The following is a 13,141-nucleotide window of genomic DNA, read 5'->3' on the forward strand; positions in this document are numbered from 1 at the left end:
CGTAGTGGTACTGAAGCATCCCCATTTACGATGAATTCCGGACCCAACCCCAACTAATATACTGAGGAAACAATGCCAAAACTGACCGTTGAAAATGTAGGAGAATTCGAAGTGGAATCTGGTAAGCGCCTGGTATTGGCCCTGACCGAAGATGCCCAGATCGATCAATTACATGCCTGTGGTGGGGCAAGTCGCTGTACGACATGTCGTGTTGAGTTTATCGAAGGTGAACCTGAAAAAATGACGGTCGCTGAAAAGAATACACTCGCAGCGCGTGAAGTTACCGGCTGCCGTCTCAGCTGTCAGATTCTCTGTGATCATGATATGACCGTCCGGGCAATCAGTCGTCTGGAAGGCTGTGGTCGTGCCGACGCAGGCCATATGCCCAAACCCGAGATTGAACCTCAACCTGTAGAATGGGTTGATAAATAACCTGAAACCCAAATCCGGGGAGCTCTGATATTTCTAATCCGCAATTTATTCAGAGCTTCTCATTTTTCCGGCACTGTTTGACAACGATCGCCGGGTCCTCTGAATAGAGGGAGTAATTGATGCGATTCATTTTTTCAGTATGCCTGGTGGCTGCAGCGCTGGTTCTGTCCAGTTCAGATACAGTCTCCGCAAAAAAACGTGACCCGAAGGTTCAACAGGCGATTTCAAACGCCCTGGAATATCTCGCCAGGGAACAACGTCGCCAGGGTTACTGGGAGGCGAATGGTGGACAGTACCGGGTAGCGATGACTGCACTCGCCGGGAATGCATTACTGGCGGAAGGCTCCACCACTACGCGCGGGAAGTACGCCAAGAACGTACAAAACGCTGTGGATTACCTGCTGGAAATGAGTCAGCCCAACGGTTTGATCGGTTATAAAAATGACTATCATTACACCTACGGCCATGGCTATTCCATGGTCTTTCTCTCTCAGGTTTATGGCGAAGAAGAAGACTCGCTCCGCCGTGAGGAGCTCAAAAAAGTACTGATAAAAGCCGTCGAGTTCTGCGCCGGTGCCCAGACAACGCGTGGCGGATGGGGATATGTTTCTGCCAAAGACGGCAATGATTTCGACGAAGGCTCAACCTGTATCACTCAGGTTCAGGGGTTACGTGCCTGTCGCAATGCCGGCATCCCCGTGGATAAAAAAATCATTGACCGCGCCAAGAAATATATCTCAGACTGTACGACTCCGGAAGGGGGAGTCCAATACAGTATTCGTGGCGGCGGTGCCCGCCCGGCGATCACAGCCGCGGCCTGTGCCGCACTGTTCAATGCCGGAGAATATGACTCCGAGCACCTGAAAAACATGCTCGATTTCTGCAAAAAAAATATCTGGCCCGGTGGAAGTTCGAACCGCTACTTTGGCCACTGGCATTACGCTCATTTTTACTACGCCCAGGTCATGTACCGCGGTGAAACCAAAGACTGGGATAAGTATATCGAAGATATCGGCAAGCAGATTCTGCGCAAGCAGTCCGCATCCGGTGCCTGGATGGAAGGCCACGTCGGCCCCGTCTATACGACTGCCATCAATGCCACGATTCTGCAGCTTGATAAAGGTTATCTGCCAATCTACCAGAAATAGCGGCTTTCAGGAACAGGTTCAGTCATTGCTCAGACTTGTTAAATGACAGACCACTGACTCTGCCAGTCTCTGGGGATGATAGCCCCCCTCCAGCAGGCTGACGATGCGACCTCCACAATACTCACGCGCCACGCCCTTCACCAGTCGGGTTAACGTGCCAAAATCCTCCGTCTCCAGTCCCAGCGAACCAATGGGATCCTCCTTGTGCGCATCAAAGCCTGCACTGATCAGAATCAGTTCGGGCTGGCATTTGGCGGCAGCGTCAATCAGCATTCGCTCAAACTGAGAGAAATAGTCCTGCCGGGGGATCCCGAATGCCAGTGGAAGGTTCCAGATTGTACCCAATCCCGCTCCCGATCCTGTTTCATGCCCCAGACCCGTCCCAGGATAAAACGGGTGTCGGTGCGCAGAAAAAAAATAGACCGAATCTTCTTCATAGAAGATATCCTGAGTACCATTTCCGTGATGTACATCCCAGTCAACAATCAGAACACGGTTTAAATCATGAAAGTCAATGGCGTGTCGGGCAGCAATGGCCACATTATTAAACAGGCAAAATCCCATTGCCCGGTCTGAAAACGCGTGGTGACCCGGTGGCCTGCTGGCACAGAAAACCTGCTCAACCTGTCCGTTAATCACCTGATCCACTGCTTCAACCGCACAACCTGCTGCATAGCGGGCCACCTCATACGAGTCGGCAGACATCACCGTATCAGACTCAATGCGGCCCCCGCCAGAGGCTGAAAAGGCCTGCAATCGATTTAAATAGCTTTCAGGATGAACGCGGGATATTTCCTCCCCCAAACTAATTTGGGGATCATTCAATATCGAGAGATTGGGTACCGCTGCGCCAGCAACCTGGTTCATTACTGTTTCCAGCCTCAGAGCGCATTCCGGGTGCGCCCCGGTCTCATGCCTTAAGAAGGTAGTACTCTGAAAAAAAACCGCCATATCATATCCATTCCAGACAGGGATGATCACACGCTGAATTCCTCAGAATCCAGATAACCGTCACAAGGGGTCTCAGATGGCAGGGGGAAGCTGAACATTCTCACCGCAAACAATCATATTTTCTTCACGCCTGCATTCCCTGTCGGCATTGATGACTCTGATCATTTTTACTAACCCACAGATAATTCCGAGACGCTTTGCCCTCGCAGAAGAATTCCCGCTTAAGGATTGAGAAAATTCTTGACAGTTCGTAAGGTAAAGCGATACCGTAAGATAATAAAACAGCGCCATGGAAGACAGTGGAATTTTTTCCTGCAGCGACAACTGAGTTATTTTGACCGTGTGAGTGGGATTGGAACGCTGATTCCATAAATCTGCTGCTTGAAAATGGCAGATTTCGTTGGTATCTGCTCTTTATTTATCGTATGATTTATACAGATTCATATCCTCGTTCCACTTCATCCGGAACCAGAACAGCAGTCGGCACTTAATCACAGGAAATCTATTCGGCTGCCATAGAGTTATTTGCCTTATTTGTGTAATATTTTCCTTGAATGTAACGCTCCCTTTTGAAGTCGAGAAAACCCTGTGCTTCTAAATGTACCGGGGTTCGAGCAGAACGTTGAATGAAGGAACTTTCCGTGCGACAATCCATATGCTCGTATCAGGCCGTTTCAGGAATTGAAATGCTGACCGCCAGAGTATGCAGACATTCTCTGTTGGCAGTCGGTCTGTTACTGTGTTCCAGTTCGTTACTTCTCGGCCAGCAACCGGCAGATCCCAATGCACAGAACAATGCATTGTATGTATACAAAGAGTTGATGACTCCCGATGAAGCGGTCAATTTTCGAAAAACCAAACTGCTGGATTTCGATAAAGTGCTGCGAGGCGGAAAAATCAGTTCTGCTGAAGACAAAAAACTGATTGCGGAAGGAGCGAAATATCACGTCTACCTGATGACCTTCAAGCAGGATCCCAATAAACCGGAAAATGAGACTGACTTGAATAAACTGCGGGCTAATATCCTGCGTGATATTAATTTTTCCGGCAAGATTTCCGGTAACTATCAAGCACGCGAACTTTATCTCGAAGAACTCACAAAACGAGCCCAGGATCTGCTCGACAATCATCGACTGGTGCGGTTCAGTGCCGTCGTGTTACTTTCGCAACTTGATCTGCGTGAAGAAGATCGGCAAAAGAAAACGGATGCCGTAGCTTATACATTGGCTTACGTGCCCCTGGTCAAAGTTCTGAATGATAAAAATCAGACAATAGAGGTTAAGATTGTCGCTGCAAACGGACTGGCTCGAATCGGAAAGACAGGAAATCCGACCAACCAGTTACGTGTCAAAATTGCAGAAGAAATCATTGATGAGTTGACCCAGTCCGTCAATGATTTTTCCTGGTATCAGCGCAGTCTGGTTAATGCGCTCGGTTCGATGGGGATTTCTGACAACCTCGCTCGACAGCCAATCGTCACCGATGCATTACTGAAAGTCATGAGTAATCCGAAACGGACATGGGAAGTCAGGTCTGCTGCTGCAGAGAATATCGGCAAGCTTCCTCTCAAAGCAAATGCGGACATCAAACTTATCACTTATTCTATCGTTGACATGACACGAAAGATGATTCAGGCTTACAATGCCAACACAAACGGATATTGGTGGAAACGCAGTTTCTGGAATGTCTACCATGCCTTCAAGCCCTTGAACCCGGCAGCGGATACAGGCCTGACCAAAAAACAGGTTAACCAGACAGTCGTGAATGACGCTTACAAACAGGTCATCAATCCGATCGCCACAATCGTGCAGCCAGGTCCCACTCCTCCCATCAAGGAGGAGGTCACCAAAGCAATGGACGACTGGTTAAAGAAGAATCTCCCCAAAAACTTCCGGGTCGCTCCCGTACAGGCCAAACCGCAGAATCAGCAGGTAGCCGAAGGAAAATAATTCCTTCTCTTTTTCTGTTAAACGCCGCTGACTGCAGGTCAACTCTTTTAAAAATTCCGCTACAGAAATTCCTTTGATTCTGATCAGCCATCCCGCTGAAGATCCCTGCTTTTTCTATCACATTAAAGTAGAATAGCAGCATGCAAATCACAGACGTTCGCGCGATTCAACCTGCAGGTAAAAACTCTCCTCCCGACTGGCGTACGAGTATGGGACAGATTCTCGTCGCCATTGATACCGACGCAGGTATCACAGGCTACGGAGTCGGCGGTGGAGGTCTGGCAGGACAACATGTGGTAAGGACCGTCCTGCGCGATCTCCTGCTCGGCAGAAACCCGGAGCAGATTTCACAACTCTGGCATGAAATGTATCAGGCAACTCTGGCATTTGGCCGGAAAGGCATCGCCATCATGGCCATCAGCGGAGTTGATCTCGCACTGTGGGATCTGCAGGGAAAACGGGAACAGCTACCCGTGGTTGCACTGCTGGGAGGCACTCCTGGAACTAAAATACCGACCTACCATACGGCCTGGTCTACAGAAGATCTATCTACGGCTGGTGAGCACGCCGGTTATAAACTGCATCTGGGAAAAATCGCTGCCCTGGAACAACACGATTTGATGGTCGACTCCATCGAGCAGGCACGAATCACTATCGGTCCCTCGCCTTTACTGATGGTTGACGCCTGGATGAAATGGGACATCGAATCAACCATCTCAATTGCGCGAGAGATCAAACCATTTCAAATCGAATGGATTGAAGAACCCTTATCCCCGGATGACCTGGCCGGCTATGCGATACTCGAAGAAAAAACTGAAATCCCCATCGCAGGTGGCGAGCATGAGTTTACTTCAGAGGCGTTTCGTCCGCTCATTGAACAGAAACTGCATACAGTGCTCCAGCCCGATGTCAACTGGTGCGGTGGTTTGACGGAACTGATCAAAATCTACACAATGGCAAAGGAAGCCGGCTTACGGGTCTGTCCGCATCGTGGTTGCGAAATCTGGGCGTTGCATGCCATCGCTGCTCTGGATCCTCAGCCCCTCGCAGAAACCGGTCGCCCCTGGATGACCTGGGTCGAGGGGCAACCTGACATTCATCAGGGCATGATCGAAGTTTCGGACCGGCCTGGCTTCGGTCTGTTATTCGATGAACGTCGACTGCCACTTGTAAACTGACTCAATTATCTTGAACCCTTATCCTCTGAAACGCAGCAAATTATGAGAAATCAAAACCAGCTGATTATCAATTTCCTGATCTGTTTTGTCAGCACCCTCATGTTAAACGGCTGCAGCCAAGAGGCCTCTTCGAACAAGACAGCAAAAGACACCAAACCGGATCCACCTGTTCCGACAGCTCCTGCCGGCCCTGTCGTTCTTTCAGAGCAGGATCTCCACGAACGGCTCAAGAAAAAAAATCCCGACTACCAGAACAATGCTGAGTTTGGAAAACAAAAAGGAGAAATCATTTCGGCTAAACTGGTCGGTGTGGAAGATATTTCTGCACTGAAGGGGCTGAAACTACAGTTTCTGGATCTGATGAACTGTCCTGTTTCAGACTTAAGACCGCTGAAAGGGATGGATCTGCAGTACCTGGATCTCACGCACTGCCCGGTCTCTGATTTGAGCCCACTAGAAGGAATGAAAATACAGGAACTCTACCTGGAGGGTTCGTTTGTTAGTGATCTCAGCCCCTTACAGGGCATGCCGATTCGCATTCTCAGAATGGAACATACCCCCGTTTCAGACATTTCCCCCCTGGAAGGTATGCCCCTCAATCAGCTCAATCTGTTTGACACAAAGGTCAAGAACCTGGGGCTGATCAATACACTGCCTCTCAAGACACTCTGGATTCCTAATACGGAAATTACGGACATCTCCCCTCTCAAAGGCATGCTGCTGGAGAGTCTGGATATTCAGGATACGAAAATCTCTGATCTCTCCCCGTTACGGGGCATGCAGTTTCTGCGGTTGAATCTCGCGAATTCCGCAGTGACCGATTTGACGCCTCTGAAAGGAATGCCTTTACAGCGTCTGATTTTCACCCCTGCCAATATCACTAAAGGCCTGGACGTAATCAGGGAAAACTCATCGATTCAAGGCCTGGGAACCAGCTTTGATACAGTCAAAGCCGCTGATGAATTCTGGAAAGAATTCGATGCTGCCCAGACGAAACCAGAGAAACAAAAACCAGAGTAATAACCAGCGACTCAGTCAATCGACAAGATACTGTTTATTCTGAGAGAACACATCCGATTTCCAGATTCCCAGCCGGTTTAACCAGTATTGCAGCATGACGGCCAGAGTCAGTATCCCATATCGCGCACTGCGCCTGAAATTGATACTGGATGCCTCTTCAAAATAGCGGACCGGAACAGGGATATCGCTCATTTTAAATCCAAAGCGAACTGCCTGCGCCAGGAACTGCGTGTCGAAAATAAAATCGTCCGAATTTTTGTCGAAGGGAATCGTCTCCAGAACTTTGCGGCTGTATGCACGAAAGCCACTGTGAAAATCTCCCAGGTTCTGTCCGAGGGCAATATTTTCGATAATCGTCAGGAAACGGTTTGCAACATACTTATAAAAGGGCATTCCTCCCGACAGGGTTTCTACTCGGGTTCGAATCCGCGAACCAAGAATTACATCGCAAATCCCCAGTCGGATCAGTTCGGTTGCCACCGGGATCACACGGCTGTCGTATTGATAATCCGGATGAATCATCACGACATAGTCCGCTCCTGCATCCAGGGCATAGCGATAGCAGGTCTTCTGGTTTCCACCATATCCTTTATTTCGCTCATGCTGAATGACCGTTAACCCCAGACGTTTCGCGACTTCGACAGTATTATCACTGCTGCAGTCATCGACCAGTACGATCTCATCAACGGAGCCTTCGGGGATATCACTCACCGTCCGTTCCAAAGTACTGGCAGCATTGTAGGCAGGCATCACAGCGATGACACGTCCTCGCCCTGGCAAGGAACTGTTTGAGCTGGAGTCAGGATCGAACATAAGTCTATCAAATTCAGAACGTTGATGATTGGCTGTTCCGCTTTCCACCTACAGAACAGGGATACTGCACGGACCTCTGCAAGACTCGATTTGCGGAAAAACTGCTTGAGGTGCTCACACTCAGATATGCATTGTTCACGAGAAGATAGGCGTAAACAAGTCAAAACGGTTAGGTTTTAAGGAATCACTTAAACCGGGGCTGAACTCAGGCTGCAAACTCGATTTCGCCCTTCCGCTTTTGCCTGATACAGGGCACTGTCCGCAGCTGCCAGCATCGCCTGAACACTATCCATCACATGCGGTGAATAGGTTGAGATCCCCAGGCTTGCTGTGACTGGAATGTGAAGCTCGTTAAATTTGATCACACTGGATTCAATTGAGTGACGTATGACTTCCGCAATTCGCTCCGTGCCTGACAGACCCACTTCTGGTAACAGAATCGCTAATTCTTCACCGCCATAGCGGGCAGCAATGACGTTATCGGATGATCGAATCTCCTGTATCCGCTCTCGTAAAATCTGGGCGACGCGACGCAGAACTTCATCTCCCGCCTGATGTCCATAATTATCATTGACCAGTTTGAAGTGATCCAGGTCGATTAAAATCAGCGAACAGGCTATCTCTGTCGACTGTGCCCGATGAAACTCATCTTCAAATAATTCATCAAACGAACGTCGGTTGACCAGTCCCGTCAAACCATCCTGTCGCGCCTGACGTTCAATCGTCGCATGGCTAAGTACTTTCAGCAGCGTATTCGATAAAAACTGCGATGCCCAGGAGATGAGCCTTAATGATCGTTCATCAAAGGGTTGACTGTCTTGACTGGTCAGACACAGCACACCGATGCGTTTGCGATTTGTGATCAGAGGTGAGATCAAAGCGGCACCTACCAGCGATCGGATCCCATGGTTTTCCAGCTGATCACCCGACAGAGAAGTATTCTCCCCTGAATTGAGCCCCAGTTGTACCAGATTCATCTCATGTTCACGCCAGCGGGCTTTGACTCCCGACTGGAGTGTGATTCCACATTCGACAATTGCTTTGCAGCCACTGGCATCCCCGGGAGTCGAGAGAAATAACCCCGCCCGGCTCGAATTGGTCAGCTGGCGTAATCGATCCAGAAACTCTTCCAGCATAATCACCGGAGTCTTAAACTGCTGATCAGCCAGAGAACGCAATTCGAGTTGTTCACGCGTTACGCGTAACTCAAACCGATGTGATTCAAAATCCTGATTCTTGACAATATTTCGAGAGACACAAATCAGAAGTCGCTTCGCCAGCTTGATCTGCTGTATTTCTTCAACACCTTCCGGATACAGATCGGTGGTAATAAAGATTCCCGAGATATCTTTTTTGTCATAGACGGCCATCAGACACAGCTTTTGGATCCGGGCTTTGTCCTGATCGTGAAAACAGTCATAGACATTCGATTCTCGAAGTTTTTCACCACGCAGAACAAGTACATTCTGATTTCGCAATTGCTTCAGTATACTCCGGTCAATATCATAGATCGCTTTTGTATTGCGCGAAAGTCCCCGTGATTCACGAAGTTTAAATTCGCCATCAATATGATTCAGGTATAAGCCAAATCCATCTCGCAGAGAAGGAACGTAGCGTTTCAAGAGCAGTTCAATTGCCTGATCGAAATCAGACTGTGATACGAACTCACGTAAAATATGATTTTCAATCAGCGTCATCGCCCGATCGGATTGAATATCGTGTAACTCCTCCTCAAACTCAGAAAGATTGCGCTGAAACTGTTCGTTCTCTTCGCGTACTGCTGACATCTTAAAAGTGTAAACAATGTATTGCAGAAGACAGACACCGGCGATGGCCGCAACACTGGCATTTGTGACGCCCTGCGACACATTTTGAGTGAATACTTCGATGATTGATGCAATAAGGTAAGACAACTGAGCCCTGCGCTTTCTAACCTGCAAATGAGATTATATCAGATGAATTCCGTGGAATCTCCACGAGGTTCATTCAAAACCTAGCCCAGAAAATGCGGTCTGATGAACACATTTTTCACTCGCGCCTGGGGATTTTCCCTCCTCACTTTGCCTGATCCCTGAATTCGTTATAATCCAGATAAACCGTTATTTTTCGCTTTCGAATTGGACTATGTTATTCTCTAATAAGGTGAAGCTAGTCGCGTATCGAGCCTGACGTTTGTCTCTGAATAAAATGAGATACAAACAGATTGATGTGCCAGGTGCGTCTGACCCAGGTATTAACCGTTCCCCAATCTCTTGAAAAAGCACCAGGTCTTCTATGAATATTTTGAATTATATTGGAAATCGTTTTCTTCAGGCCCACTTGCCAAAAACATGGCTGCTGCTGGTTCTCACACTCAGCTTAATGACGGCTTCGTCTGCCTCTGCAGATAACCAGTCAGAAAAAAGTGGCTCAAACAAAGCAGACGCCACCAAAAAAGCAGAGAAACAACCGGAACCCAAATGGATCTCACTGTTTAACGGTAAGAACCTGGACGGTTGGAAAGTCCCTCAATTCGGAGGCGAAGGCGAAGTCCATGTCGAAAAGGGAAACCTGATTCTGGAAATGGGTGTCGATCTGACGGGCGCGACTCTCGTCGATACAAAAAAATTCCCCCTGACTAACTATGAAGTAGAACTGGAAGCCATGCGGGTGGATGGGACAGACTTCTTCTGTGGACTGACCTTTCCTGTCAAAAAAGATCCCTGCTCATTTATCCTGGGCGGCTGGGGTGGCAGCCTGTGTGGTATCTCCAGCATTGATGGAGATGACGCATCACAAAATAGCACGACTACCTTTCAGACTTTTAAGAAAAACCAATGGTATAAAATCCGCCTGCAGGTCACCGACCATAAGATTCAGGGCTGGTTGGATGGCAAACAGATTGTTGATCAGAATCTGAAAGATCGCAAGATCTCAATTCGACACGAAGTCGAACTCTCCCGCCCGTTCGGTATCACGTCATTCTGCACGACGGCTGCTTTGAAAAATATACGCCTGAGGAAACTGACTCCCGAAGAAGTCGCCAAAACAGCACCGCAGAAATAATACCACACGTTGATTTTGATCAACACACCGATGGATTAAGTCATCATACGGTATGAAAACCGTGAAATTGTCTTGCCTCGTAAGCCGTTCTATCTACTGCCTTTAGCATCGCGTCTCCGTTTCCAGGTGAAAGTGGTATTCCTTTTGCGTTTACCCTGCCAGAGAGAGAGATTGGGAATTCAGCGTGGTTCCAATCCCTTCATCATTTCACTCACAAGGCAGAACGGCATTCCATTGAATTCGCAAATTACCGCAGAAATCGCAGCTGTCATTGCATCTCAAGGTCTTTCTCTCATTGAAGGAACAGCCCCCTTTTCTTCCGACGTACTCTGTGACTTCTGGTTTCATGGTCAGGAGCATCTGAAACAACGCCGACGCGTTCTTGAACCGCTGGCGCAATCTGATACTCCCCATGATCTCTCTGAATCAGAACTCGAAGTCATTTTCAAAGATTTCTTCGCCGAAGAAATGCTGATGCGTATTGTCACCACTGTTCTCGCTGCTGCAGATCAAAAGCGAAAACAGTGTCAGGCCGAACCCATCGCACGAAGTCTCTTCCTGGCATTTCTGGATCTGAAACGAGTCGTGCTGGCTGTGATGGTGGCAGAAAGCCATCTGAGCCTTGACGCACTCAAACGAATTAATCGTACGAGACGGTCAATCGAACGCTGGACCGATCTGATGCTGGGGCAATTTGTACTGCAATTCAACATGCAGGAATTTGCCCACGATCCGGAACGCTCCCGTGATTTTGGCGAAGACCAGTCCTCAAGCCTCAAGGCTCCTTCCCCCGTTCAGACCTGGGACCTGATCACAGCCGGTTTACGCATTTCATTCCCGGCCGGGCTCACCAGTCAAAGCAGTGACCATTGGGAAAAGATGCTCGCTGCCGTCATGGCCTGTTATCCTGAAGAGTGCTTCCATCAGTCTGCCATGATGAAATCAATCCAGCACATTCGCATCGCACGCAGCGGACTTGCCGCTGAAACTCACCCCGATCGAATTCCCGAACTGTTTCGTACACTGTTGCCACACAGCGCCTCAAGCAAACAAAATCATCCTCATTTCAAACCGACAGAACAAAAGCAGCAGGAAATAAACGCAAGTTCCCCAAAACAGGGAATCAGTTTCTCACACCTCCATAAGCGAAATTCAAAAGGTCCTCATTTCTAGGCCACTCAACCTCGCCGGCCAAACTCGATTGAGAAACTTTTGAATTTCTCGGTTGACTTAATTTGATCCACAGGAGTATGATCTAGGAATACAGTTTCCTTTGATGGAAATTCAATAGAAATCAGATTTTTACAGCTTTGGAGTTTCTCCGTGACACGTCGGTTTGGTACTTTTAGCTTTAATTTAGTGCGGCTGTCTTTTTTTACAGCCTGGCACTTTTTGAGCTATTGGTTTACCGGAACAGGTTACCTGACCGATCGAATAAATACCGTTCATAACTGATGAACAACCCCAGAAATCGATTGGCCCTGTAACCTCACTGGTTACAGGGCTTTTTTTATTCCCTGAGACTGAATTAGAAATGAGTCAACGCCATGATAGTTGTTATGAAAGCGAATGCTACTGAAGAAATGGTTCAAGCCATGGTCAGACGCGTCGAAGAAATGGGACTGAAAGCCCACGTCATTGTGGGCGAAGAACGCACAGTCATCGCCGCTGCAGGCATTAAACGCGATGGGCATCAGGAAGTACTGGAATCCTGTGCTGAAGTCGAAAAAGTTGTCCCCATCATCGCCGCCTATAAAGTCGCCAGTAAAGAAACCAAACCAGAACCAACGGTCGTCTCCACACGCGACCTCAAAATTGGTGGTTCTCATGTGGGCGTGATCGCGGGCCCCTGCTCTGTGGAAAGTGAAGAACAGATCCTGCAGGTCGCTCATCAGGTCAAAGCGGCCGGTGCCACCGGGCTCCGTGGCGGTGCCTTCAAACCGCGCACCAGCCCGTACTCTTTCCAGGGTATGAAAGAAGACGGCCTTAAACTGCTCGCGCTGGCTCGTGAAGAAACCGGCCTCGCCGTCGTCACCGAAGTCATGACCCCCAACCATGTCGATCTGCTATGCCAATACGCCGACGTTCTGCAGATCGGTGCCCGCAATATGCAAAACTACCATCTCCTGCAAGCCGTAGGCGAAACCCGGCTGCCCGTCCTGCTCAAACGCGGTCCTTCCGCTACCATTGAAGAGTTCCTGCTCGCCGCCGAATACATCCTCGATCAGGGAAATCAACAGGTCATGCTCTGTGAACGTGGTGTGCGAACTTTCGAAACCCATACCCGCTTCACACTCCCGCTTGCCACTGTCCCCTACCTGCATGAACGGACTCACCTGCCTGTTGTCATCGATCCCAGTCATGGAACGGGCATCGCCAGCCTGGTACCTCCCATGTGTGCCGCTGCCATCGCAGCCGGCTGTGATGGACTGATCCTGGAAGTTCACCCCGACCCTTCTCGCGCCATGAGCGATGGAGCCCAGTCACTCACGCCAGACGCCTTCTCTGAAACGATGGATCTCTGCCGCAAGGTTGCCGCAGCCGTCGGAAAAGAATTAGGTTAAGACAGTCGTCAACAATACTTCGAAGCAACCTGTTCCCGGGA

11 protein-coding genes are annotated in these 13,141 nt (G+C 49.0%); 8 read left to right on the forward strand and 3 right to left on the reverse strand.

The window, feature by feature from the left end; all coding sequences use genetic code 11:
* The first annotated feature begins 72 nt into the window (after nucleotides 1–72).
* Both Pan161_RS19205 and Pan161_RS19210 read left to right on the forward strand, forming a co-directional pair.
* Complete coding sequence (locus Pan161_RS19205) at nucleotides 73–432, forward strand: 2Fe-2S iron-sulfur cluster-binding protein (protein ID WP_145229883.1); 360 nt, start codon at nucleotides 73–75, stop codon at nucleotides 430–432.
* Between the two features lie 119 nt (nucleotides 433–551).
* On the forward strand, nucleotides 552–1,580 hold the full coding sequence (locus Pan161_RS19210) for a prenyltransferase/squalene oxidase repeat-containing protein (protein WP_145229885.1): 1,029 nt from the start codon (nucleotides 552–554) through the stop codon (nucleotides 1,578–1,580).
* A gap of 18 nt (nucleotides 1,581–1,598) precedes the next feature.
* Here the strand turns inward: Pan161_RS19210 and Pan161_RS19215 are convergent, their stop codons facing one another.
* Entirely contained in the window at nucleotides 1,599–2,531 is a 933-nt protein-coding gene (locus tag Pan161_RS19215; protein ID WP_145229887.1) for a histone deacetylase family protein, read from the reverse strand.
* 641 nt (nucleotides 2,532–3,172) lie between these two features.
* Between Pan161_RS19215 and Pan161_RS19220 the strand changes: the two genes are divergently transcribed.
* The 3 genes from Pan161_RS19220 (at nucleotide 3,173) to Pan161_RS19230 (ending at nucleotide 6,678) form a co-directional block, all read left to right on the forward strand.
* A complete protein-coding gene (locus Pan161_RS19220; RefSeq protein WP_145229889.1) occupies nucleotides 3,173–4,480 on the forward strand; it encodes a HEAT repeat domain-containing protein in 1,308 nt (435 codons plus the stop codon).
* Nucleotides 4,481–4,620: 140 nt separating this feature from the next.
* Nucleotides 4,621–5,658, forward strand: coding sequence for a mandelate racemase/muconate lactonizing enzyme family protein (locus Pan161_RS19225; protein WP_145229891.1), 1,038 nt, complete (start codon nucleotides 4,621–4,623; stop codon nucleotides 5,656–5,658).
* A gap of 42 nt (nucleotides 5,659–5,700) precedes the next feature.
* Nucleotides 5,701–6,678, forward strand: coding sequence for a leucine-rich repeat domain-containing protein (locus Pan161_RS19230; RefSeq protein WP_145229893.1), 978 nt, complete (start codon nucleotides 5,701–5,703; stop codon nucleotides 6,676–6,678).
* A 15-nt stretch (nucleotides 6,679–6,693) separates the two neighbouring features.
* On the opposite strand, the gene Pan161_RS19235 is transcribed toward Pan161_RS19230, so the two are convergent.
* Both Pan161_RS19235 and Pan161_RS19240 read right to left on the reverse strand, forming a co-directional pair.
* The gene (locus Pan161_RS19235) at nucleotides 6,694–7,491 is read right to left on the reverse strand and encodes a glycosyltransferase family 2 protein (RefSeq protein WP_145229895.1); all 798 of its coding nucleotides are present in this window, start codon (nucleotides 7,489–7,491) and stop codon (nucleotides 6,694–6,696) included.
* A gap of 188 nt (nucleotides 7,492–7,679) precedes the next feature.
* Complete coding sequence (locus Pan161_RS19240; RefSeq protein ID WP_145229897.1) at nucleotides 7,680–9,404, reverse strand: sensor domain-containing diguanylate cyclase; 1,725 nt, start codon at nucleotides 9,402–9,404, stop codon at nucleotides 7,680–7,682.
* Between the two features lie 361 nt (nucleotides 9,405–9,765).
* Here Pan161_RS19240 and Pan161_RS19245 point away from each other — a divergent pair, with 361 nt between their 5' ends.
* The 3 genes from Pan161_RS19245 (at nucleotide 9,766) to aroF (ending at nucleotide 13,100) form a co-directional block, all read left to right on the forward strand.
* Entirely contained in the window at nucleotides 9,766–10,536 is a 771-nt protein-coding gene (locus Pan161_RS19245) for a 3-keto-disaccharide hydrolase (protein ID WP_145229899.1), read from the forward strand.
* Nucleotides 10,537–10,707: 171 nt separating this feature from the next.
* On the forward strand, nucleotides 10,708–11,709 hold the full coding sequence (locus tag Pan161_RS19250; RefSeq protein ID WP_145229901.1) for a hypothetical protein: 1,002 nt from the start codon (nucleotides 10,708–10,710) through the stop codon (nucleotides 11,707–11,709).
* A 374-nt stretch (nucleotides 11,710–12,083) separates the two neighbouring features.
* A complete protein-coding gene (gene aroF, locus Pan161_RS19255; protein ID WP_145229903.1) occupies nucleotides 12,084–13,100 on the forward strand; it encodes a 3-deoxy-7-phosphoheptulonate synthase in 1,017 nt (338 codons plus the stop codon).
* Nucleotides 13,101–13,141: the final 41 nt, after the last annotated feature.

The organism is Gimesia algae (assembly GCF_007746795.1).
GTDB lineage: Bacteria > Planctomycetota > Planctomycetia > Planctomycetales > Planctomycetaceae > Gimesia > Gimesia algae.

Bases quoted from the DNA above. Each gene is read 5' to 3' on its own strand.
- Pan161_RS19210 (WP_145229885.1), top strand. From the start codon at position 552: ATGCGATTCATTTTTTCAGTATGCCTGGTGGCTGCAGCGCTGGTTCTG.
- Pan161_RS19225 (WP_145229891.1), top strand. From the start codon at position 4,621: ATGCAAATCACAGACGTTCGCGCGATTCAACCTGCAGGTAAAAACTCT.
- Pan161_RS19205 (WP_145229883.1), top strand. From the start codon at position 73: ATGCCAAAACTGACCGTTGAAAATGTAGGAGAATTCGAAGTGGAATCT.
- Pan161_RS19230 (WP_145229893.1), top strand. From the start codon at position 5,701: ATGAGAAATCAAAACCAGCTGATTATCAATTTCCTGATCTGTTTTGTC.
- Pan161_RS19235 (WP_145229895.1), bottom strand. From the start codon at position 7,491: ATGTTCGATCCTGACTCCAGCTCAAACAGTTCCTTGCCAGGGCGAGGA.
- Pan161_RS19245 (WP_145229899.1), top strand. From the start codon at position 9,766: ATGAATATTTTGAATTATATTGGAAATCGTTTTCTTCAGGCCCACTTG.
- Pan161_RS19215 (WP_145229887.1), bottom strand. From the start codon at position 2,531: ATGGCGGTTTTTTTTCAGAGTACTACCTTCTTAAGGCATGAGACCGGG.
- aroF (WP_145229903.1), top strand. From the start codon at position 12,084: ATGATAGTTGTTATGAAAGCGAATGCTACTGAAGAAATGGTTCAAGCC.